Origin of the sequence: Novosphingobium sp. MD-1, assembly GCF_001014975.1 — a bacterium.
In the GTDB taxonomy this organism is placed as follows: Bacteria; Pseudomonadota; Alphaproteobacteria; order Sphingomonadales; family Sphingomonadaceae; genus Novosphingobium.
In genome coordinates this window covers 265,809-289,012 of the sequence record NZ_BBXA01000033.1, presented here as the reverse complement: position 1 = coordinate 289,012, position 23,204 = coordinate 265,809, and the positions used below count along the sequence as shown (strand labels likewise).

12 protein-coding genes are annotated in these 23,204 nt (G+C 67.0%); 5 read left to right on the top strand and 7 right to left on the bottom strand.

Going from position 1 to position 23,204, the window contains the following annotated elements; translation table 11 throughout:
* Positions 1-64: 64 nt before the first annotated feature.
* From NMD1_RS19005 to pdeM, 7 genes are all read right to left on the bottom strand, one after another.
* Positions 65-1,321, bottom strand: coding sequence for a HupE/UreJ family protein (locus NMD1_RS19005; RefSeq protein WP_125956509.1), 1,257 nt, complete (start codon positions 1,319-1,321; stop codon positions 65-67).
* The gene (locus NMD1_RS19000) at positions 1,314-2,675 is read right to left on the bottom strand and encodes a hypothetical protein (RefSeq protein WP_125956507.1); all 1,362 of its coding nucleotides are present in this window, start codon (positions 2,673-2,675) and stop codon (positions 1,314-1,316) included. The genes NMD1_RS19005 and NMD1_RS19000 overlap by 8 nt, the downstream gene beginning before the upstream one ends.
* A gap of 28 nt (positions 2,676-2,703) precedes the next feature.
* Positions 2,704-3,453, bottom strand: a complete 750-nt coding sequence (locus NMD1_RS18995; protein ID WP_233497825.1) for a DUF4331 domain-containing protein — start codon at positions 3,451-3,453, stop codon at positions 2,704-2,706.
* Positions 3,453-4,130, bottom strand: coding sequence for a hypothetical protein (locus NMD1_RS18990; RefSeq protein ID WP_125956505.1), 678 nt, complete (start codon positions 4,128-4,130; stop codon positions 3,453-3,455). The genes NMD1_RS18995 and NMD1_RS18990 overlap by 1 nt, the downstream gene beginning before the upstream one ends.
* Before the next feature lie 290 nt (positions 4,131-4,420).
* Positions 4,421-4,942: a translation initiation factor IF-3 gene (gene infC, locus NMD1_RS18985; protein ID WP_124808498.1), complete on the bottom strand. Its 522-nt coding sequence runs from the start codon at positions 4,940-4,942 to the stop codon at positions 4,421-4,423.
* Between the two features lie 156 nt (positions 4,943-5,098).
* Positions 5,099-5,530 (bottom strand): hypothetical protein, encoded by a 432-nt coding sequence (locus tag NMD1_RS18980; protein WP_125956502.1) that lies wholly within the window; start codon positions 5,528-5,530, stop codon positions 5,099-5,101.
* Positions 5,527-6,249 (bottom strand): ligase-associated DNA damage response endonuclease PdeM, encoded by a 723-nt coding sequence (gene pdeM / locus NMD1_RS18975; RefSeq protein ID WP_124808500.1) that lies wholly within the window; start codon positions 6,247-6,249, stop codon positions 5,527-5,529. The genes NMD1_RS18980 and pdeM overlap by 4 nt, the downstream gene beginning before the upstream one ends.
* A gap of 44 nt (positions 6,250-6,293) precedes the next feature.
* On the opposite strand from pdeM, the gene hemF reads away from it, so the two are divergent.
* From hemF to NMD1_RS18950, 5 genes are all read left to right on the top strand, one after another.
* Positions 6,294-7,172, top strand: a complete 879-nt coding sequence (hemF, locus tag NMD1_RS18970; RefSeq protein WP_125956500.1) for an oxygen-dependent coproporphyrinogen oxidase — start codon at positions 6,294-6,296, stop codon at positions 7,170-7,172.
* A 90-nt stretch (positions 7,173-7,262) separates the two neighbouring features.
* The gene (locus tag NMD1_RS18965) at positions 7,263-7,805 is read left to right on the top strand and encodes an N-acetyltransferase (protein ID WP_124808516.1); all 543 of its coding nucleotides are present in this window, start codon (positions 7,263-7,265) and stop codon (positions 7,803-7,805) included.
* Positions 7,806-7,881: 76 nt separating this feature from the next.
* The gene (locus NMD1_RS18960) at positions 7,882-9,975 is read left to right on the top strand and encodes a bifunctional (p)ppGpp synthetase/guanosine-3',5'-bis(diphosphate) 3'-pyrophosphohydrolase (protein WP_125956498.1); all 2,094 of its coding nucleotides are present in this window, start codon (positions 7,882-7,884) and stop codon (positions 9,973-9,975) included.
* Positions 9,976-10,254: 279 nt separating this feature from the next.
* Positions 10,255-18,903: an SdrD B-like domain-containing protein gene (locus NMD1_RS18955; protein WP_125956496.1), complete on the top strand. Its 8,649-nt coding sequence runs from the start codon at positions 10,255-10,257 to the stop codon at positions 18,901-18,903.
* A gap of 5 nt (positions 18,904-18,908) precedes the next feature.
* Positions 18,909-23,201: a TonB-dependent receptor gene (locus NMD1_RS18950; RefSeq protein WP_125956493.1), complete on the top strand. Its 4,293-nt coding sequence runs from the start codon at positions 18,909-18,911 to the stop codon at positions 23,199-23,201.
* Positions 23,202-23,204: the final 3 nt, after the last annotated feature.

Here is a 23,204-nt window from a genome sequence, read left to right as displayed (position 1 = left end):
CCCCGAAACGGACCTTGGCGCGGGGGCGGGGGCTTGTCCAGTGCTGCGGATGCGAAACGGATGGTCAGGCGCGTTGCGCGCGCGGAAGAACGGTGCGCAGCAGGACCAGCGCGGAGACCAGCAGGATCAGCGCAAAGCTCCACGGGATCGCCGTTTCGAACAGCGCGGCAGCGGGGATCACAAGCCCGGCGACGCGCTCCACCAGCCAGATCGCGGCGGCGAGGCCGATCACCGCGGCGAGCGCGGTACGGGCGGGAGGGCCATGGCGCCAGCGCGCCACGGCGAGCAGCGCCGGCAGGGCGCCCAGCACGACGAGAAGCTGCACCGCCTCGATCCCCAGGTTGAAACCGAGGATCGCGGTCACGCGGGTCGCCGCGCCCAGGCCGAAGTTGGCGATCAGCGTGGCGAAGGCAAGTCCGTGGACGAGACCGAAGCCGAGCGCGACCAGCGGCTCGCGCCCCGGAAAGATCGGCCGCGCCGCGTGGATTGCCGAGATCAGCACGGACAGCGCGATGCCGGCTTCGACCGGGGCCGCCGGCAGATGCGCGCCAAACAGCGCGGCGGCGATCAGCGTCAGGCTGTGCCCCACGGTGAACGCGGTGACGATCATCGCGAGATGGCGGAAGGTGGCGCGCGGTTCGCGCAGGGCGGACCAGCGCCCGCCGGCGGCCAGCAGCGGTGCCGGCAGCAGCAGCGCCAGAAGGAACATCAGGTGGTCATAGCCTTCGGCGATATGGCGCGCGCCCAGTCGGAAGCTGTTGGCGAAAAGGCCGGCCATGCCGGCATGGCCGCGATCGACCGCGAGGACGGGCCGCGCGGCGGTGAGCGCGCCGACGAGTTCGCGCTCGCCCCGCGTGCCACCGGCCAGGTCTCCGCCGATCACCAGAAGCGCGAAATGGGTGGGAACCTCGCGCGTGATGACGCGCCAGTCGACGCGGAAGCTGCGGTCGCCGGCGCCGGGCGGCGGCAGCAGTGTGGCCGTGGCATGGAGATCGGGCGGGCCGATGATCGTTTCGAACGCGATCCGGTCGATCGCCACGCGCCATTGGCGGCCGTCCGGTGCGACGACCGCGAAGTGGCCCAGCAGATAGGCGCGCGCGGCGGCAAGGCTTGCAGGCCGGTTGTCGGTGGCAAGGCCGGTAGCATAGCCGAACTCGCTTTGCGGCACGACGATATCGGCCACGATCGCGCCGGGGGCGAGATCGAGGCGGATTTCCGAATTGGGCGTGAGATGCGCGGCGGCGGGGACGGGCAGCGCGAGCAGAAGCAACAGGACGGCCAGCGCGGCGATGAACCGCGCCGGCATGCCGCGTTCAATCATGCCCGAACCAGACGAACCGCGCGGCGGGATCGGCAGCTTTGGGATTGATCTTCAACGCGGCCTTGCGCGCATCCTCCGCGTCATCGCCCCGGCCCAGCGCGTCGAGCGCCTCGGCTTTCTGCATCAGCAGCAGGGCGGAGCGCCAGCCGCCCTTTTCAGCGCGTTCGGTGGTGGCCAGCGCGCCTGCCGGATCGCCGGTGAGCAGTTGCGCGCGGGCAAGCAGCGCCAGGGTGGCGCCGTGCGGGCGCCGTGTGGCGTCCTGCCGGGCCAGGTCAAGCGCGCGGCGCGGATCGCCGACGGCCAGTTCGTGCTCGATGACGTGCGCGGCCGCGGCCTCCGGTAGGGCTTGCAGGCGTTCGGCCCAGATCGCGGCGGCACGGTCCGCCCAGGCCCGGCTTTCCTGGCCTTTGCCCTCGAGGCGCAGGAGGTGGGCGAGCGCGTCCATCACTTCGGGCGCGTTGGTGCGGTTGGCGATATCGGCATAGCGCCGTGCCGCTTCGTCCGGCCGGCCTTCAACGGCCGCCTGTTGCGCGACGAACGCCTCGTTCAGCCAGTTGCCGGGAAAGAAGCTGTCGGCAAAGCGCGCCCAGCGGCCGGCGGTGGTCCAGTCTCCCACGGCATAGGCCACGGTCGCGCGCTGGATGGCGGCCTGTGCCTTGGCGAGGCGTGTCAGCCGCTTGCCGCGCAGCACGGCGTTGACGCGCCGGCGCGCGAGTTCAGGATCGCCGGTGCGCAGCGAGAGCATCGATTGCCGCAGGGCGAGCCCGGCGTTGTTGGCGGCGGCTTCCGCCTTGGCATAGTCCTCGCGGGCGGTGGCATAATCGCCACGCTGCATCGCGATGTCCCCGCGCAAGGCGAGCGCGCTGGAGGCTTCCTCGCTATGCGGGCTGGCCTTCTGCGCGTCGAACCGGGTGAGAGCCTTTGTGGCATCGTCCAGCCGGTGCAGCGTGACCGACAGCGCGGCGCGCGACAGGCTGGGACCGGCGGGAAACTCGGCCATGCCTATCGCCCGGTCCAGCACCTTGTCCGCTTCGGCCAGATCGGCGTAGCTGCCGGTCAGGCGGTATCGGCCGACCAGGGCATCGCCCAGGATTTCCATGTGGAGCCAGTCGGTCTTGCCGCTCTTTTCGCGTTCGCGCCCGCCATCGATCTGCACCGTGGCGGCGTTCACGGCTTCTTGCTGGTTGCGGGGGCCGAACCAAGGCGTGACCTCGCCCGGCGCGGGATCGGGCGGGCCGTGCCGGTGGCTCCAGCGCTGCCAGCCATAGCTGGCCGCAAGCACGATGATCACGGCGGCAAGGAGCAGCCAGGGCCAGCGCAAGGTGTTGCGCTGGCCTGCCGAAGCTGTGTTCATGTCAAGTTTTCCCGCGACCCGCGTGCCGTCACGATGTGCGGGCGCAGATCTTCAGGCCCAGATTGGTAAGATCGTCGCCGATCAGGTCGAAGAACTTGTGCAACTCGTTCTTGTATTCGGCGAGGTATTTGTTGTTGGTGGCATCGTCCGCCGGCGTGGCGTCGTTGTAGCTGTTCTTGGTCGAGGAGCCGACCAGCGCGGTGGCGATCGCCGGGTTGCCCATGCGATCCACGCTGACATAGGCCGAATCCGCGTCCGTGCGGAAGTTGAAGCCCGATCCCGTGCCGCTCGCCACAGCCGGCGAACCGTTGGGATTCGCCAGGAAGGGGAACGTAAGGCTGAACGGCTTGTCGTTGGTTGGCGGATTAAGCGGAATGTTGGCGAACGTGTTCGGCCCCTGGCCCGTCACCGTCATGTCGAGGAACAGTTCCGCGAGCAGGATGTCCACTACCGGATCGGCAGGGTGCCGGCCGTTGGGGAAGCGGGTCGAGCGCGTGATGTCCAGCTTCAGCGTGTCCGGGATGATCTGCGATTGCAGCGTTGCCGTCACGCCGGTCTGTCCCTGGACGGTCTGCGTGAAGCAGTTGTCCACGTTGTAGGATACGGCCGTGGCCGTCGGCGTGGGGGTGGCCGTGCCGGTTCCGCTCGGCAACGGGGCGGGGACGACCACCTGGCTGCCGGAGCCGCTGTCGCCGCAGGCGGCCAGAACGGCGGTCAGCGCCAGCGGCGTCGCGAAGAGCATCGCGGCGCGGCGCAAGGAAAACGGAGAGGCTTGCATCACAGGTTCCCCCCGAAGCGAAGCGTCTGACCCCAGACGTCCAGATTGCTGCCGATCGTGCCAAGGTTGGCATCCGGAATTTCCAGGACCAGCGCGGTATCGTTCTGGCCATCGAAGAAATTGCGATCGTTGCGGATGCGGATGGTGCCGAACGAGCGCGTTTCGCGGAAGCCGATCAGGTCGAAGAAGAACGGCTCGTCATACAGGCCAACGCGCGCCTTGACGCCGTTGGCGGTAAGCGTCGTTTCCACCGGCCCTTCCAGCGTGCCGGTCACGCCGGGCAGGCCTTCGATGCGGACGCCCCAGTCGTTCGCGCCTTGCCCCTTGCCGAAGCGGAACTTGATCACGAATTCCGGCGAGGTTCCGGGGGCCTGCGTGGACACGTTGATCTTGTAGAGCACGTCGCGGTCGTAATAGGTCGGCGCGGTGGTGGCGACCGGACCGGCGAAAGTCATCGCGATCTTGGTCGTGCCGTTGGAATGCCACGCGAAGACGTCGGCGATATCGGCTGGAATATCCGGCGTGGTATCGAACCCGGCGTCGGTGCGGGTGGGCGGATCGAGGTGATCGGCGCTTTCGGCCACATCGGCGGGAAGGAGCAGAAGTCCCGACAGAGCGGCACAAGCGGCACCAGCCGCTAGCCCCCTGGCTCCAACAGTCCTGAAAAAGCTGCGCACGGCGTATCTCCGACTCTGGGTAACGAATGACGGTGCGACCTTGATGTCGCCTCATTCTTCCCGAATCGCTGTGCCGGCCCTCACACATCCGCGTATTTATCGCGGCGCCTGAACAAAGGGCGGCTCCGATTCAATGCGGAGGCCGTTACCCGGGTTGTAACTCTAAAAAGACGTTGCCGTGAAGGGGGAAAGTGCCGGCATCGAATTCGGGATGCCTGGCGCGCGGATGATGCGCATAAAAAACGGGGCGATAAACGCCCCGTTCTTTTCGTCTGGCGATGAAATGGCGCTTATTTCGGCGCCAGCACCATCAGCATCTGGCGGCCTTCCATGCGGGGAAAGGCTTCGATCTTGGCGATTTCCGCCACGTCGTCCTGCACGCGGCGCAGCAGGTTCATGCCGAGTTGCTGGTGCGACAGCTCGCGCCCGCGGAAGCGCAGCGTGACCTTCACCTTGTCCCCTTCCTCGATGAAGCGCTGCACGTTGCGCATCTTCACGTCATAGTCGTGATCATCGATGTTCGGACGCATCTTGATCTCCTTGATCTCCTGCGTCTTCTGGGTCTTGCGGGCAAGATTGGCCTTTTTCTGGGCCTCGTACCGGAACTTGCCGACATCAAGGAACTTGCAGACCGGCGGATCGGCGTTGGGCGAAACCTCGACCAGGTCCAGTCCGACTTCGGCTGCCTGTTCGATAGCCTCGCGCGTGTACATGACGCCGAGATTTTCACCGTTCTCATCGATCACGCGCACCTTGGGCACGTTGATGAGCTGGTTGTAGCGCGGCCCGCTCTTGACGGGGGGCGCCATCATGCGCCGGGGTGGGGGAGCTATAGTGCGTTCTCCTGCAGTTGCTCGAAAGGTGATTTTGGCGCGCTCATATCACATTGCGGTCGCAGATAAAGGGCCAAGCGCCGAATGTGGGGTTTTCAGGGCGTGATTCAAGGGTGGGGAGGCGGATTGGAGCCGTCAGCGGCGGCCCTCGCGGGCGCGCCGGCGTTCGTAAAACAGCAGCGCCAGCGCGTAGAACACGACATCGGCCGCGATCTTGCCGGCACCGACTCCCAGTGCTTCCCCGAGCAAGGAAACGGTGGACAACGTGATAGCCGGGCGGACGACCAGCGTATCGAGCGCTTCGGCTATGCCGAAATCGTGGAGCATGGCGAGCAGCACGGGGCGCAGCCGACGTTCACCGCTTGGCAGGGCGCGCCAGTCGCGCAGGAAGATCGTGCCATAGTACCCGACATTCTCGCCGAGCGCCGCGCCGAACGCGGCCAGTTCCGGCCCGGCACCGGCGGCGGACAGGGCGAAGAAGCCGGCATAGCTCCCGGCGAAGCCGCAAGCCTCGGCCCAGCCGAAGCGCGCCAGCCAATGTCGCCAGCGCGGACCATGCGCGGTCATGCCCCGGTTTGTGCCGGCTGGCGCCAGAGCGGGAAGCGCGCCAGCCGATCCGCCGCAGGCACCAGCGCCTCGATCTCGGTAGCGGGCTGCATGGCGGCGAGGATCGCGGGATCGGCCGCGTCCATGCCGCCGGTCAGTGCGCCGATCGCGGGCAGGATCATGCGGCCGCCGTGCGCTCCGCCATCGCTTTTGCCGACCACCAGGCACGGGCGCGCGATGTTGCGGCCGCGCACGGCCAGGCGCAGCTTGGGGTGGAAATGGCCGGAAAGTTCGGGGGCTACTTCCCCCGCCTTCGCCTCGTGCCGTAGCACGATGCCGCTGACGGCGAGTTCTTCGACCCGCGTGCCGCCGGGATGATCGGCCACATCTTCGTCATGGTTCCCGGTGATCCACACCCAGTCGGTGGCGCGCGTCAGCGCCGCCAGCATGCCGGCGGCGTGGGGTTCCAGCCTTTCCGCGCCGAAGCGGTCATGGAAACTGTCGCCCAGGCAGAACACGCGCCGCGCGCCGGTTTCCCGGATGGCGCGCGCGATGCGTTCCAGCGTTTCGCGGCTGTCATAGGGTGGCAGCATCTGTCCGAAACGCGCGTAGAAACTGGCCTTTTCGAGATGCAGGTCCGCGACCAGCAGGGCCTGTTCGTCCGGCCAGTACAGCGCGCGGCCATCGCCGATCCGCGTGCCGAGCCGAAACTCGCGATGGGCGAACGAAAAGGGAACCATGGGTTTCCCTTGCCGCAGGGGGCGTGATTTGGCAAGCGCCCGGCATGACCGACTGGACCGAACAGACCGCCCAAGCCCGCCACTGGTTCGAATCGCTGCGCGACCGCATCTGCGCCGCGTTCGAGGCGATCGAGCGCGAGGCCGGCAGCGACGCGGCTTTCGTCTATACGCCCTGGAGCCGCGAACAGGCGGGCGAACCGGCGGAAAACGACGCCAATGCGAACCCCGGCGGCGGCGTGCGTGGCGTGATGAAGGGCAAGGTGTTCGAGAAGGTGGGCGTCAACGTCTCCACCGTGGGCGGCGCGTTCAGCCCGGAATTCGCCAAGACGATCAACGGTGCGGACCCGGAAAACCCGGTGTTCACGGCTACCGGGATCAGCCTGGTCGCGCACATGGCCAATCCGCACGTTCCGGCCGTTCACATGAACACGCGCTTTCTCACCACCAGCAAGGCCTGGTTCGGCGGCGGCGGCGATCTCAATCCGCCGCTTCCCTATGAAGAGGATACCGCCGAATTTCACGCCGCGTTCAAGGCGGCATGCGACGCGCATGACGGGGAGTACTATCCGCGCTTCAAGAAGTGGGCGGACGACTATTTCTACATTCCCCACCGCAAGGTGCACCGGGGCGTGGGCGGTATCTTCTACGATCACCTCGAATGCGCCGACCTCAATGGCTTCGCCGCCAACTTCGCCTTCACCCGCGATGTGGGCGAGGCATTCCTCGACGTGTTCCCCAGGCTGGTGCGCCGGCGCATGGGGATGGACTTCACGCCCGAGGAGAAGCAGCGCCAGCTCGAATGGCGCGGCCGCTATGCCGAATTCAACCTGGTCTATGACCGGGGCACGCTGTTCGGCCTGAAGACCGGCGGGAACATCGACGCGATTCTGATGAGCCTGCCGCCCGAAGCGGTGTGGAGCTGACGGTTGGACTACGACCACCCCGAACCTCTCGCCCCCGGCTACCATGCCGTCCGCCCCGGCGATCTCGCCTGCGTGGTGACCGCGCTGGAAATGCGCGAGAAGCCCGCGGCGTTGCGGCGGCTGGTGCCGGAAGGCGATGTGCCGGTGCAGCTTGTCCGCTGGGAAGCGCCGGCGATCGAGAAATACCGGATGCTCTACCGCCGTGTCGGCGCGCCGTGGCTGTGGTGGTCACGGCTGGTGAAGGATGATGGCGAACTCGCCGCGATCGTCCACGATCCGCAGGTCCACGTCTTCGCGGTGGTCGATCGCGCCCGCGTGGAAGTGGGGATGCTTGAACTGGACTTCCGCGTGTCCGGCGAATGCGAGATCACGTTCTTTGGCCTGATTCCGGGCGCGACCGGGAAAGGACTGGGCAAGTGGCTGATGCGCAAGGCCTTGCAGTTGGCCTGGCGCGAGGGCGTGGGCCGGGTATGGGTGCATACCTGCACGCTCGATGGCCCGCAGGCGCTGCCGTTCTATGTCTCGCAAGGCTTCGTGCCCTATGCGCGGGCGGTGGAAGTGTTCCCCGATCCGCGCCTTGGCGACGTGCTGCCGGAGGACGTGGCGCCCCATGCGGCGCTGCTGCGCGCCTAAGCGATTACACTGATCAGCATTTCCGCGACCTTTACCCCTTGCCCTGACCGCATGGTTCCGCCCATTTAGGCAGGACATGCTACGTCAGTACGAACTTGTCGAACGGGTGCTTGCCTATGATCCGGACGCGGATGAGGCTATCCTCAACCGCGCCTATGTCTATACCGTGCAGAAGCACGGCACTCAGAAGCGCGCATCGGGCGATCCCTATTTCTCGCACCCGGTGGAAGTCGCCGGGTTGATGACCGAGCTGAAGCTCGACCAGGCGACGGTGGTGACGGCGCTGCTCCACGATACGGTGGAGGATACGCTGGCGACGGTCGATGAGATCGAGCGGCTGTTCGGCGCCGATGTCGCGAGGCTGGTCGATGGCGTGACCAAGCTCTCGAAGATCGAGACGATGAGCGACAACGAGCGCGCCGCCGAGAACCTGCGCAAGTTCCTGCTGGCGATGAGCGAGGACTTGCGCGTCCTGCTCGTCAAGCTGGCCGATCGCCTGCACAACATGCGTACGCTTCATTTCATCAAGAGCGAGGAAAAGCGCCGCCGCATTGCGCGCGAGACGATGGATATCTATGCCCCGCTGGCCGAGCGCGTGGGCATGTACGAATACATGCGCGAGATGCAGTTGCTGGCCTTCGAGCAGCTCGAACCCGAAGCCTATGCCACGATCAGCGGGCGTCTCGCCGCGATCCGCAGCGAGGAGAACGGCCAGGTCGGGGCGATCGCGCTGGAGATCAAGCAGGCGCTGGCCGAAGCGGGCCTAAGGGTGGAAGTCTCGGGCCGCGAGAAGCACCCCTATTCGATCTGGAAGAAGATGGCCGAGCGCCATGTCAGCTTCGAGCAGATCACCGACATCATGGCCTTCCGCGTGCTGACCGAGAACGAGGACGATTGCTACAAGGCGCTGGGCATCCTGCACCGCACCTGGCAGATGATCCCGGGCCGGTTCAAGGACTACGTCTCCACGCCGAAGATGAACGGCTACAAGAGCCTGCACACCTCGCTGATCTACAACAACGCCATGCGCGTGGAAGTGCAGATCAAGACGCGCGCGATGCACGAGACCAACGAGTTCGGTCTGGCCGCGCACTGGTCGTACAAGCAGGGCGGGGTCACGCCCGACGGGCAGGTGGGCTGGCTGCGCGATCTGCTGGAAATCCTCGAAGCCAGCAACGATCCCGACGAACTGCTCGAAAACACCAAGATGGCGATCTATCAGGATCGCATCTTCGCCTTCACGCCAAAGGGGGCGCTGTTCCAGCTGCCCAAGGGCGCGACGCCGATCGACTTCGCCTTTGCCGTTCACACCAATCTGGGCGCGCAGGCGGTGGGCGCGAAGATCAACGGGCGGCACGTGCCGCTGCGCACGCCGCTCAACAACGGCGATGTGGTGGAGATCATCAAGAGCCGGACTTCGGAGCCGCAGCTTTCATGGCTCGCCTTCGCCGTCACGGGCAAGGCGCGGGCCTCCATCCGCCGTTTCGTGCGCCAGAAGGAACGCGCCGAAGTCGCCGCCATCGGGCGCAAGCTCTATGAGGAGATCGTCGAGCGCCTGCCCGGCACGGTGGGCAAGAAGGCGCTGGCTGACGCGATCAAGCGGCTGAAGATGGCGGGCGAGGAAGACCTGATGTTCGCCGTCGGATCGGCCAAGGTCGATGACCGGCAGGTGATGGAAGCCCTGATGCCGGGCAGCGCGGCGAACCTGCCCGATCCCGATCACTGGCCCAAGCAGAAGCGCGCGATCGCGGTGCGCGGACTGACTCCGGGCATGGCGTTCCAGCTTGCCGCCTGCTGCCATCCGGTGCCCGGCGATCGCATCGTCGGGCTGCGCCGGCCGGGCAAGGGCGTGGAAGTCCACGCGATCGACTGCCTCAACCTTGCCAACGGGATCGATGCCGACTGGATCGACCTTTCGTGGGATGCGCGGACTGACGGCGCGATCGGCCGCTTGCGCGCCGAGCTTTACAATCGCCCCGGCACGCTGGCGGAAATGGCGGGGATCTTCGCCAAGAACCACGCCAACGTTGTCAATCTGGAAATGACCCAGCGCGAAAACCCGTTCCATACCTACGAGGTGGATCTGGAAGTGCGCGATCTGGCGCATCTGACGCGCATCATCAGCGCCTTGCGCGCCAGCGACGCCGTGGCGCAGGCCGAGCGCATCTGATCCTGCCGGGCGCGGCATTGCCAGCCGCCAGGCCCCGTGATCGCGGGTGTTCCGTGTTTCCGGCAGAGGGTTTCCAGTATCCGAAACGGACTATGTTTATGATGCGGATTTTTTCATTTATTTTCCGGTGCTTGATTGTCTCTTAAAAAAGATGCAGCGTAAAACGGATATTTAATGCGTTTTACAACTGGGTAAATAATTACCGGGAATTAACCACTATTTACTTATCCGACTGGCGTCTGTCGCGACGAAAATTGCGCGACGAGGGGTCGGTTTATTATGAAATTTACAAAGTCGATCGCGGTAATACGCGTATTTATCGGACTGTATGTTTTCCTGCTTGGCGGGATGGCTTACGCCGCAGACTTGCAGGTTTCACAGTATTCAGCCGACCCTGATCCAATAGGCTCGGGCGCCCAGGCGACTTTTTCAGTCACCGTCGCAAATAACAGTACCCCGACGGTCAGCAACGCCGTGGTCACGATCGCGGTGCCGGGCAACTTCGAGGTTGCCGGTACGGCGGGCGACATCCCTTCGTATTGCGCGCTGTCCGGCACGCCAGGCAGCCAGACGCTGACCTGTACCCTGACGACCCTGCCGGGCGGTGGGGTGGCCAATGCCCGGACTTTCAGCTTCAAGGCGACCGCCAAGACGCCGGGCGCCAGCAACTCGACCGCGACCATAGCCGCAGCCGGGAACAGCGATTCCAATCCGGGGAACGACAGCCTGACTATCACGCCCACGGTGCGGGCGGGTGCGGACATCGCGCTGGTGAAAGCCGGATCGGCTTCCAGCGTGCCGGCCGGCGGCATTCTGCAATATACCCTGTCCGCGACCAACAACGGGCCGAACACCACCGCGGCGATCCGCGTGGTCGACAACCTTCCCGCCGCCAGCGACTTCCAGTTCCAGTCCGCCACGGGCTCGGGGTGGACCTGCAACCTTTCCGGGACCACGCTGACCTGCGACTACAGCGGTAGCGCACCGGCGGTCGGCGGCAGCTTTCCGGCGATCACGATCAGCGGCAAGATCACCAAGAACACCGCCGGCACGATCAGCAACATCGCGGCAGTGAGCATCACCGATCCGCTGGTGCTCGATCCGGCATCGGGCAACAACATCTCCAACACCGTCGTGACCAATGTCGAGGCGGGCGCCGATCTTCAGGCGATCAAGTCGATGACTTCCACGATCACCGTGGGGCAGGGCGGCAACATCGTGCTGTCGATCCGCAATACCGGGCCGCAGACGACGCCAGCGGGAACGAAGATCGCCGACACCATCGACAGTTCGCTGACGATCGGCGCATTGCCCTCCGGCTGCGCGCGATCCGGCCAGACGGTGACCTGTACGGCGGCGTCGATTGTCGCCACGGGGCAGGTGGATTTCGTCATTCCGGTAACGGGCGCGTCGGCAACCGCAGGCGTCCTGACCAATACCGCGCACGTGACCCCGCCCAGCGGGTTCAACGATCCGGATATGAGCAACAACGATGCCTCCGCGCCTTTCCAGGTGGTGCTGCCGAACGCGGACCTTGAACTCTATTCCAAGTCCAAGAGCCCCAGCCCCGTCGCGCCCGGCGCGGACATCACCAGCACCATCGTGGTGCGCAACCTGGGGCCGTCCGCAGCCAGCTGGACCCCGGCCACGCCGATCCGCGTGACCGACACGCTGAGCGCCGACGAAACCTACGTCAGTGTTTCGGGCAACTGGTCCTGCTCGGTCTCCGGCGTGGTGGTCACCTGCCAGACGACGGATTCGGGGACGCTGCAGGTCGGGGACTTGCTGTACCTGTCGCTCGTCACCAAGGCGGGAACGGGTGTCGATACGGACGTGGTCAACACGGCCTGTACCGACCGTACCGCCGGTTCGGGCCACACGCCGTCCTCGCCCGCCAGCCACACCGGCAACGATTGCCGCTCAGCCGGTGTGCGTTCCACGACCAAGGCGGCGGACATTTCCATCGCCAAGGACATGAGCCTTTCGCCCTCTGGCGGCTGGACCCATAACCTGACGGTCGCGAACACCGACGGCAGCTATTACATCCGCCTGCGCGTATCGAATGCCGCCGGCGGCGACCTGGCGCGCACGGTTTACGTGACCGACGCCATTCCCGATTTCATCACCAGCGGCAGCTACGTCACCGCCGTCAACCAGAACAGCGTCAGTTCGGGCAGCATGAGCTACAACCAGTGGAACGGGCTCGTCACCTGGGCGCTGTCCAACCTGGCGGCGGGCGCCACCGAAACGCTGGTGATCCGCGTGGACCGGCCGTTCGAAAGCGGTTCCTACACCAACTTCGCCTCGGTGTTCTCGCCCGACACGACCGAGACCAACAACGCCAACAACAGCGATTCCGCGAACTTCAGCGTGGGCGCGGTGGCCGACATGACGATCAATTCCAAGTCGGTAACGCCCGATCCGGTGCGCGTGGGCGTGCCTGCCACCTATATCATCAGCGTGCGCAACGATGGCGCCAACCCGGCGGACAACGTGCAGGTGGTCGACGTGATCGATCCGGCGCGGTTCCAGATCACCGGTACGCCGAGCACGACCAAGCCCGGCGCAAGCTGTTCGGTCGTGCAGGCCACGGGGACCGTGACCTGCGCCATGGGCCAGTTCGCGCGGACCGAGGTGCGGCAGATCAGCATCGATGTGCTGCCGAAGTACCCGTTCGGTTCCGAGACGGTGGCCACGCTGCCGGCGACGCAGGCGAACAAGGCTACCGTCACCACCTCGACGCTCGACGCCAACGGCGGCAGCGATCCCAACGCGGGCAACAACGCCTTCACGCTGAACCACACCGTGAACGGCCCGGCGTTCGATCTGGCCGTGACCAAGACCGAAAGCGACCCGGTAAACGACGATCCGGTGCGGTTCGACGAGACGCTGAATTACGACATCCGCGTTTCCAACTACGGCCCTTCGCGCGCCACCAACGTGATCGTGACCGACATTCCCTCGCCGCCGGCCGGGCTGACGACCACGCTGCAGTCGGTGACGGTGAACCCCGTCCCCGCCAACGGCGGGCTGTCGCTCCAGGCGGCGCCCAACGCAGGGTGTACGCCTTCGGGCGCGACCTATGTGTGCCGCATCGATGCGTCGAACGCGGATGCCAACTACCTCGATCCTTCGCGGCAGGTGGTGTTCCGGCTGGTCTTCGCCATCGGCGGCACGCCGCCTTCGGCCCCGGTTACCTACAGCAACGCGGCGGAAGTGACCTCGGCCGAACAGCCGGTGTGGAACGGCACGGGCGCGGATTCGCAGACGGCCAACAACCGCGCGGTGCAGACGACGACGATCCGGCCGTCCACCGATCTCCAGATCGTGAGCAAGACGCGCACCGGAGCGCTGATGCGCAACGTCAACGAACCGGTCGAATTCACCATCCGCTTCCGCAACAACGGGCCTTCCACCGCAACGCGGGTGCGCGTGACCGACGTGCTGCCCGCCGGCTTCGTCTATGCCGCGGCCCCCGCGCCTTCGACCGCCATTCCCGGCGGCAGCGGCGCCAGCGTTTCGGGCCTGACCTGTTCGGGCACGACCACGATCACCTGCGATATCGACGGCAGCTTCCCCGTGGGCGCCGCGCAGCTTGTGGACCTGAAAGTCCGCGCCAAGGCACAAGGCCCCTACAGCGGCGCGCTTTCGCCGATGGACGCGACCGACACCGCCACGATCACCCCCGGCCTTGACGGCAGCGGCGATCCGCTGAGCGAGGATGCCGACAACACCAACAACAGCCAGTCGGCGGTCGTCCAGATCAAGCCTTCGTCGATCGCGGGCACGGTCTATGCCGACAACAACGACAACAACGTGTTCAACGGCGGCGAAGGCATTGCCGGGGTCACCGTGTCGCTGACCGGCACCGACATCTATGGCAACGCGGTTTCGGCCACGGCCATCACCAATGCGTCGGGGGCGTTCGTGTTCGACGTGCTGCCGCCTTCGGACGCGGCGGGCTATGCGATCGTCGAAACGCAGCCGACCAACTTCTACGACCTCAACGAAACCGCGGGCAGCGCCGGCGGCACTGTCAACAACGCGGTCCGTGGCAACACCCCGGCGGAGAACACCATCGGCGGCATCGTGCTGGCGGCGCAGACTGCTGCGACCGGTTACCTGTTCCAGGATCACGCCAGCGCGGTGATCATGGCGGTCAACGACAACCCGCCAGCCGTCAACGGCGCGACCGGTCAGACGAACATCGTCAATGCCTTTGCCAACGATACCGTCAACAACGCTGCCGTCGATCCGGCGAAGATAGTCACCACGATCGTGACCCCGGCGACGAATCCCGGTGTGACGATGGATACCGCGACCGGTCTGGTCAGCGTGGCGCCGGGTACGCCGGCGGGCACTTACACCATCGACTATCGCATCTGCGACAAGGCCGATGCCGCGACGTGCGCCACGGCGCGCGTAACGGTGATCGTCACCGCATCGCCGGTCACCGCCACCAACGACACGATCAGCGGGATCAACGGCGCCACCGGCGCGGCGGACGTCCTGTCCGCGCTGACCGGCGATACCGTCAACGGCGCCGCGGCGACGACTGACATGGTGACCATTGCCGTTGCCACCGGATCGACGGTGCCTTCGGTGCTGACGTTCGATACCGCCACCGGCAAGGTTTCGGTCCATGCCGATACGCCGGCCGGCACCTACAGCTTCAACTACCAGATCTGCGAAAAGCTGAATCCGGCCAACTGCGCCATCGCCACGGAGACCGTCTCGGTCGTCGCCGGCGCGATCGCGGCGGTCAACGACAGCGCGACCGGCATCAACGGCGCGGCGGGCGCGACCGGAGTGCTGAATGTGCTGACGGGCGACACGCGCAACGGCGCGGCGGCGACCACGGGCACCGTCACCATCGCGGTGGCGCCCGGTTCGACCGTGCCGTCCGAACTGACCTTCGATACCGCCACCGGCGCGGTCTCGGTCAAGCCGGGGACTCCGGCGGGCACCTATCTGTTCAACTACCGCATCTGCGAAACGATCAACCCGACCAACTGCGCCACCGCCGAAGCGCGCGTGACGGTGGTGGCTGGCGTGATCGCGGCCGTGAACGACACGGTTGGCGGGGTCAACGGGACGCTGGGCGGTAGCAATGTGCTCAACGTCCTGGCGGGCGATACGCTGAACGGCGCGCCGGCCACGACATCGACGGTGGCGATCACGCTCGCGCCCGGTGCCACGGTCCCGGCCGGGCTCACGTTCGATCCGGCGACGGGCAACGTCTCAGTCGCGCCGAACACACCGGCGGGAACCTATCACTTCGACTACCGGATCTGCGAGAAGCTCAATCCGACCAACTGCTCCATTGCGACCGCGACGGTAACCGTGGTCGCCGCGCCGATCACGGCGGACGACGATGCCTCCTCGCCCCTCACGGGGGCGACCGGCGCCGCCGACGTGGTCGACGCGCTGGACGGGGACGCGCTCAACAACGCGCAGGCCAAACTGGCCGACGTGACGATGACGGTCGTTACCCCGGCCACAGCGGTGGGTGGCAATCCGGTGCCCGTGCTCGATACGGCAACGGGCAAGGTCAGCGTGCCGGCGGGAACGCCTTCGGGCACTTACACCATCGATTACCGGATCTGCGAAAAATTGAACCCGGCCAATTGCGCCACCGCCAGGATCACCGTGCCGGTAACGGCGGCGGCGATCACGGCGGGGAATGACAGCGCGACCGGCATCAACGGCGCGGCGGGCGGCTCGGGCGTGCTCAACGTTCTGTCGGACGACCGGCTGAACGGGGTGGCGGTGACCACGGGGACGGTGTCCATCGCCGTTGCCGCCGGATCGACGGTGCCTGCGGTGCTGACATTCGACCCCGCCACGGGCGCGGTCTCGGTCAAGCCGGGCACGCCGGCGGGCACCTATCACTTCGACTACACGATCTGCGAAAAGCTGAACCCCACCAACTGCGCGACGGCCACGGCCAGCGTGACGGTGGTGGCCGCGCCCATCGTCGCCACCCCTGACAGCGCGACCGGCATCAACGGTGCATCGGGCGCGGCGGGCGTGCTCAACGTGCTGGGGGGGGATACGCTCAACGGCGTGGCCGCCACCACGGGAACGGTCACGATCGCGGTGGCCTCGGGCGCCTCGGTGCCTGCAACGCTGACGTTCGATCCCGCCACGGGCGCGGTCTCGGTCAAGCCGGGGACGCCGGCGGGCACCTACAGCTTTGATTACACGATCTGCGAAAAGCTGAATCCCACCAACTGCGCGACGGCCACGGCCAGCGTGACCGTGGTGGCCGCGCCCATCGTCGCGACCAACGACACCGTTCCGCCGGTCAATGGCGGCCAGGGTGGCGCGGGCGTGATCGACGTGCTGGGCAACGACACGCTGAACGGTGCGCCGGCCGACAAGGGCACGGTCACGATCTCGGTCGTCACGCCGGCCACGCCGATCAATGGTGGCGCCGTGCCGGTGCTCGATCCGGCCACGGGCCTGGTCAGCGTGCCGGCGGATACCCCGGCGGGCACTTACACCATCGACTATCGCATCTGCGAGAAGCTGAACCCGACGAACTGTTCGACAGCAAAGGTGACCGTGCCGGTCAGCGCCGGGCCGATCACGGCGAAGGATGACAGCGCCACCGGCATCAACGGAGCATCGGGCGCGGCGAACGTGGTCAACGTGCTGGGCGGGGATACCCGCAACGGCGCGGCCGCGACCCCGGCGACCGTCACCATCGGCCTTGCGCCGGGGGCGACGCTGCCGGCCGGGCTGGCGTTCGATACGGCCACGGGCGATGTCTCGGTCAAGCCAGGCACGCCGGCGGGCACCTACAGCTTCGACTACCAGATTTGCGAGAAGCTGAATCCCACCAACTGCGCGACCGCCAAGGTCAGCGTCACGGTCATTCCCGCGCCCATCGTGGCGGTGGATGACACGGTTTCCGGCATCAACGGCGGTTCGGGTGCGGTCAACGTGCTGAACGCGCTGGGCGGCGATACGCTGAACGGCCAGCCGGCAACGGTGGCCACGGTCACGCTGGCACTGGTGAACGCGCTGCCCACCGGCTTCACGTTCGATCCGGCCACCGGCAACCTCGGTGTCGCACCGGGCACGCGCGACGGCACTTACGCCATCCCGTACCGGATCTGCGAGAAGCTGAACCCCACCAACTGCGCCAGTGCGACGATGACGGTTACCGTGATCCCGCCGCGCAGCACGGTTTCGGGCATCGTCTATCTCGACGGCAACCTCAGCCGCACGCACGAAAGCAGCGAGGCGCTGCTGGAAGGCTGGACCGTGGAAGTGGTGCGCGGTGGCGCGGTGGTCGGCACCACGCATACCGATGCCAAGGGCTTCTACAGCATTCCGGACCTGCTGAGCGGCGATGGCTATTCCATTCGCTTCCGCCATGCGGCGAGCGGGGTGGTCTATGGCCGGATCGACAGCGCGGTGCTGCCGGTCAACGCCACGCTGGCCGAACAGAACATGCCGATCGATCCGTCCGGCGTGGTCTATGACTCGGTCACCCGCAGCCCGGTTCCCGGCGCGGTGGTGACGCTGGTGGACGATGGCGGCGTGCCGCTGGCGGATACCTGCTTCATCGATCCGGGCCAGGCACGCCAGGTCACCGGTGCCGACGGTCTCTACCGCTTCGACATCGTGGCGGGCGCGGCGACCCAGTGCCCGGCGGCACGCACCGGCTATCACCTGAAAATCACACCGCCTGCGGGATATTCCGGGCCGGAATCGACGGTGATCGCGGCGCAGCAGGGCCTGTTCAACCCCGCCGGCCGCGGCAAGCTGGCGCCCGTGGTGGCCAATGCCGGCGCGCCGCAGGCTTCGGACCCGACGACCTATTTCCTCGGCTTCCTGCTGGGGCAGGGTGACGGCAACGTGGTGAACAACCACATCCCGCTCGATCCCTTCCTGTCGCGCACGCCGCTGATCGTCACCAAGACCAGCGACAAGCGCACCGCGAACGTGGGTGATCTGGTGCCTTACACCATCACTGTGCGCAACACCGAGGCGCTGACCCGCGCCGGGGTGGCGGTGGTGGACATCCTTCCGCCGGGCTTCCGCTATGTCGCGGGATCGGCACGGGTGGAAGGCCTGCCGCTGGAGCCGGTGGCGAGCGACCGCGAACTGCGCTGGAACGGCCAGGTCGTGCCGGGCAACACCACGCTGACCTATCGCATCATCGCGGTGATCGGCGCGGGCGTGACCGAGGGGGATCGCGTCAACACCGCCGTCGCCCGCAGTGGTGGCGCCGGGGGCGGGGCGAACGGCTCGGACATCTCGAACCGGGCGCAGGCCGTGGTCTCGATCGTGCCGAGCACGCTGTTCGACTGCGCCGAAGTGATCGGCAAGGTTTATGACGACCTCAACGGCAACGGTTACCAGGACGCAGGCGAACCTGGCATCCCGGCCGCGCGCCTCGCCACGGTGAACGGCCAGCTTGTGACGGCGGACGATCATGGCCGCTACCACATCACCTGTGCCGCCGTGCCCAACGCGCTGATCGGCTCCAACTACGTGCTCAAGCTCGACACGCGGACGGTGCCGGAAGGCTATGCGCCGACCACCGACAACCCGCAGTCGATCCGCCTGACGCGCGGCAAGATCAGCGAGTTGAACTTCGGCGTGCAGCGGGCGCGGGTTGTGGCGGTTGCCATCGACGCCCGGGCCTTCGCAGCCGGCAGCGCCGATCTGCTGCCCGCCTTCGCCACGCGGCTGGAAACCCTGAAGACGATCAAGGCCGCAAGGCTGGCGATCCGGGCGACCTACGCGGCCGCCGCCGGTGAACCCGCCGCGCTGGTCGAGGCCCGCCTTGCCAGCCTGCACGACCGGATCGGCGAGGTGTTCCGCAACGGCTGGGATGGCCCGCCACCGGTGATCGAGATCGACATGATCGCCGCCGGCAGCGCTCGCACCAGCGCATCGGGACAGGAGTAAGACCAATGAACCGCAAGACCATCCTGGCCCCGCAGCCCGCGTCCAAGGCGCGCCATGCCACCCTGCTTGCCAGCGTTTCCGCGCTGGCCGGGCTTGGGATCGCCACGCCGGCCTTTGCCGCGCCGCAACCCGGCTCCGTGGCGTCGCAAGGCGATTTCGCGCGGCTTTCCAGACTGGCGATAGGCGCCAACCTGACCGACCGGGCGGCGTTGCCGGGCGCGGAGACACGCCTTGCCGCGCTCTCGGCCAGCATCGTGCCGATCGCGCCCATGCCGGTCCTGTCGGTCGGGCTGGTCGGCTCGGAGAGCACCGTGCGGCGCGGCGATGCGGCGCTGTTCCTAGGGTACAGCAACTATCCGGCGTTCGTCGATCGCGCGGAACTGCGCGTATTCGCGCCGGATGCGCCGCTCGCCGGGCCGCCGCACGCGGTGGTGGAGGCCGATCGCAACGGGCTGATCCGGTGGACGCCCAGCACGTACGCGGGCGATGCCATGCGCTACGTCTATCGCGTCTACGACCGGGAAGGCCGCTTCGACGAGACCGCGCCGCAGCCGCTCACGGTCTTGTCGGCGGTGCACCTGCTCCCTGCCGAGCCGGTGGCGCGGGCCGACTTCGGCATGGTCGATAGCGCAGCAATCCGTCAGCTCCTGCTCGACGGCGCGCAGGCGGTGGCGGTGGAGGGGCAGACGTCCGCGCCGGATCAACTCGTGCGCATCGCCGGCCAGATCGCGCCAGCCGATGCCGCCGGGCGCTTTGCCGCCGTGCAACTGCACCCGGCCGGCTGCGGCGCGGTGGCGGTCAGCGTGACCGGCGCGTGCGGTGAGAGCACGACCCGGCACGTCATGCCCGATCCGGCGCAGACCGTGCCGGCCACCGCGATGGGAGCGGGCGATGGCCTGAACATCGCCCTGGCCGATCCACACGCCGAAGCCGTCGCAGCCACGCCTCTCACGGCCGACAACCCCTATGCCATCCGCGTGCGGACCGATGCCGCGCGGGTCGATCCCGTCCTCGCGGCGGGGCTGGTCGAAAGCGAACGGGCGGTGGTGCGCGGGAAGGACGCCACGTTCATCCGCTATACCAACTACCCCGCGATGGTGGCGCGTGGCGAGGTGCGGATTTTCCGCGCCGATGCCTCTCCCGATGGCACGCCGCTGGCGGTGGTGCCCGCCGACCACGACGGCGTGGCGCGCTGGACGCCGGGCGAGGATGCCGGGGGCGACCTGTTCTACGTCTATCGCGTCTATGACCGCGATGGCCTGTTCGACGAGACCGCGCCGCAGGAACTGACCGTGGTGGATACCCCGTTCGAGGGCAACCCGCCGCCGCGCCCGCTGTTCGGATCGCGCGACGAGGCGGCGGTGCGCAACATCCCGTTCGGGCGGACCGCGACGGTGACGGTTACCGGCCATGCCGACGCTGGCGCGGAAGTGGTGCGCGTGGGCGGGCAGATGATCCCGCTCCAGTCCGACGGGCGGTTCGTCAGCCAGCAGATCGTCGCGCGCGATGCGCGGCAGGTGTGGGTAACGGTGGGGCAGGGCGAACAGACCCGATTCACCGCGATGCGCGACATCGGTGTGAAGCAAAGCGACTGGTTCATCGTCGGCCAGGGCGATCTGACGTTCGTGTCCTCCAAGGGCCATGGCCCGGCGGTGGAAGTCAGCGGCGATCCGATCGCGGCGGGCGAGCATGTGACCGGCCGCGCGGCGTTCTACGCCAAGGGCACGTTCGCCAGCGGATGGAAGGTGACGAGTTCGCTCGACACCGGCGAAACGCTGCTCAAGGACCTGTTCAGCAACCTCGACCGCAAGGACCCGCGCCAGTTGCTGCGCCGGCTCAATTCCAACGAATACTACACGACGTATGGCGACGATTCCGCGCTGGTCGAGGATGCGCCGACGCAGGGGCGGTTCTACCTGAAAGTGCAGAAGGACCGCTCCAGCCTGCTGATCGGCAATTACGTCGCCGATATCCGACAGGCGGAACTGGCGCAGCTCAATCGCGGCACGTTCGGCGCGATCGTCAGCCACCAGAGCGTGAAGACCACCAGCTTCGGCGAAAGCCGGGTGCAGGTAACCGCCTTCGCCTCCGATCCCGGCACGATCCCGGGCCGCGACGAATTCCGGGGCACGGGCGGTTCGCTCTATTACCTCCAGCGCCGCGACGTGACCGTGGGATCGGAACGGCTGGCGGTGGAAGTGCGCGACCGGATCACCGGCGTGGTGCTTTCGCGCCGCAGCCTGCAGGCGCAGGAAGACTACAGCATCGATTACTTCCAGGGGCGGCTTACGCTGCTCCAGCCGCTTTCGTCCTATGCCGCCGATGGTGCGACAGTGCGCGATGGCACGGCTTCGGCGGGCGTGCCGGTGCTGGTCGCAAACTACGAATACACCCCGGCGGTGGGCGATGTGGGGGGCTATACCGTGGGCGGCCGCGCCGCCGCGTGGATCGGCAATACGGTGCGCCTGGGCGTGACCGGCCAGCGCGAGACCACCGGCACCGCGGACCAGACGCTGCTGGGCACCGATGCCACCGTGCGGTTGCATCCGGGCACTTATGTGAAGGCGGAAGTTGCGCAGACCGAAGGGCCGGGCTTTGGCCAATCGAACTCGGTCGACGGCGGCCTCACCTTCGCCAGCTATGGCGCGACCGGCAGCGCCAACGTGAAGGCCATGGCCTATCGCGCGGAAGTGGCGGTGAACTTCGCGGAACTGGCGGGCGGCAAGCCGGCGGACGCTGGTGGAACCGGAATCGATAAGGGCAAGTTCTCCGCGTGGTTCGAGCATCTCGACGCGGGCTTCGGCGCCAACGCGCAGCTGACGGCCAGCGCCACCGAACGCTGGGGCGCGCAACTGGCGCTGCCGATCGGCAGCCGCACCGCGCTGGCGGCCAAGGTGCAGCATCTGCGCACCGATGCGGCCGGCACCCGCACGGTCGGTTCGGCGGACGTGACGCAGCGGCTGGGCGGCGGTTTCACGCTGGCCGGCGGGCTGCGCTACAGCCAGGACGCGGTCGGGCTGGCCTACAACAGCACCGAAAGCGGCAAGCGGACCGACGCCGCGCTGCAACTGGGCTACAAGCCGGAGCACGGCAAGTGGTCGGTCTATGGCTTCGGGCAGGCGACGCTGGACCGCGACGCCGGCCGGCGCGGCAACAACCGCGCGGGGCTGGGCGGAAAGGTGGAGCTTTCCGACCGGCAGTCGCTGGCGGCCGAAGTATCCGAAGGCGACGGCGGGCTGGGGGCGAGCGCCACGCTAAACCATCGTTATGGCCGGGGCTCGGAAACCTACCTCGGCTATGCGCTGGTCACCGACCGGGCCGACCAGGGGCTGGAGCCTTCCACCAGCTTCACCCGCACCAATCGCGGCACGCTGACGCTGGGCGCGCGGCACCGGTTTTCCTCCGCGCTGTCGATCCACGGCGAGAACAAGCTGGGCCACGGCGGCACCGCGCCCAGCCTGACGCGCAGCTTCGGGCTGGACTGGACACCCACGGAGCACTGGTCGTTCTCCGGCTCGTTCGAAAACGGCCATATCGACGATGTGACGACGGGCCGCTTCCGCCGCACCGCCGCCACGTTCGGCGTGGCCTATACCAGCAAGGGCGTGCAGTTCGGCACCAACGTAGAAGGCCGGTTCGAGCGGGGGGCGGGGCGCAGCCAGAACGTGTGGCTGTTCCGCAACCATGCCTCGGTCATGCTCAACCCGGACTGGCGCGCGCTGGCGCGGCTGAACTTCGCCATCGCGGACAACACCACCGCCGATGTCAACGCCGCCGACTATGTCGAAGGCACGGTCGGCTTCGCCTATCGCCCGGTGGCGAACGACCGGCTCAACCTGCTGACGCGCTATACCTACCTCAAGGACATGGGGCCGGTGGGGCAGGTGACGCAGGGCGGGCAGATCGGCAGCCCCAAGCAGAAAAGCCAGATCTTCGCGATCGACGCGAACTATGATCTGACGCGCACGCTGACGCTGGGCGGCAAGTATGCCTTCCGCAAGGGCAGCGTCTCGCTCACGCGCGACAGCGATACCTACGTCACCAGCAACACCTGGCTGGGCGTGGCGCGGATCGACTGGCGGCTGGTGCGGCAATGGGACGTGCTGGTTGAAGGGCATTACCTGTCCGCCGATCGTGCGGGCGATCACCGCTGGGGCGGTCTGGCGGCGGTCTATCGCCATCTGGGCAACAACGCGAAAGTCGGCGTGGGCTACAGCTTTTCCGACTTTTCCAGCGACCTTTCGAACCAGAGCTACACGAGCAAGGGCGTGTTCGTGAACCTGCTGGGCAAGTTCTGACGC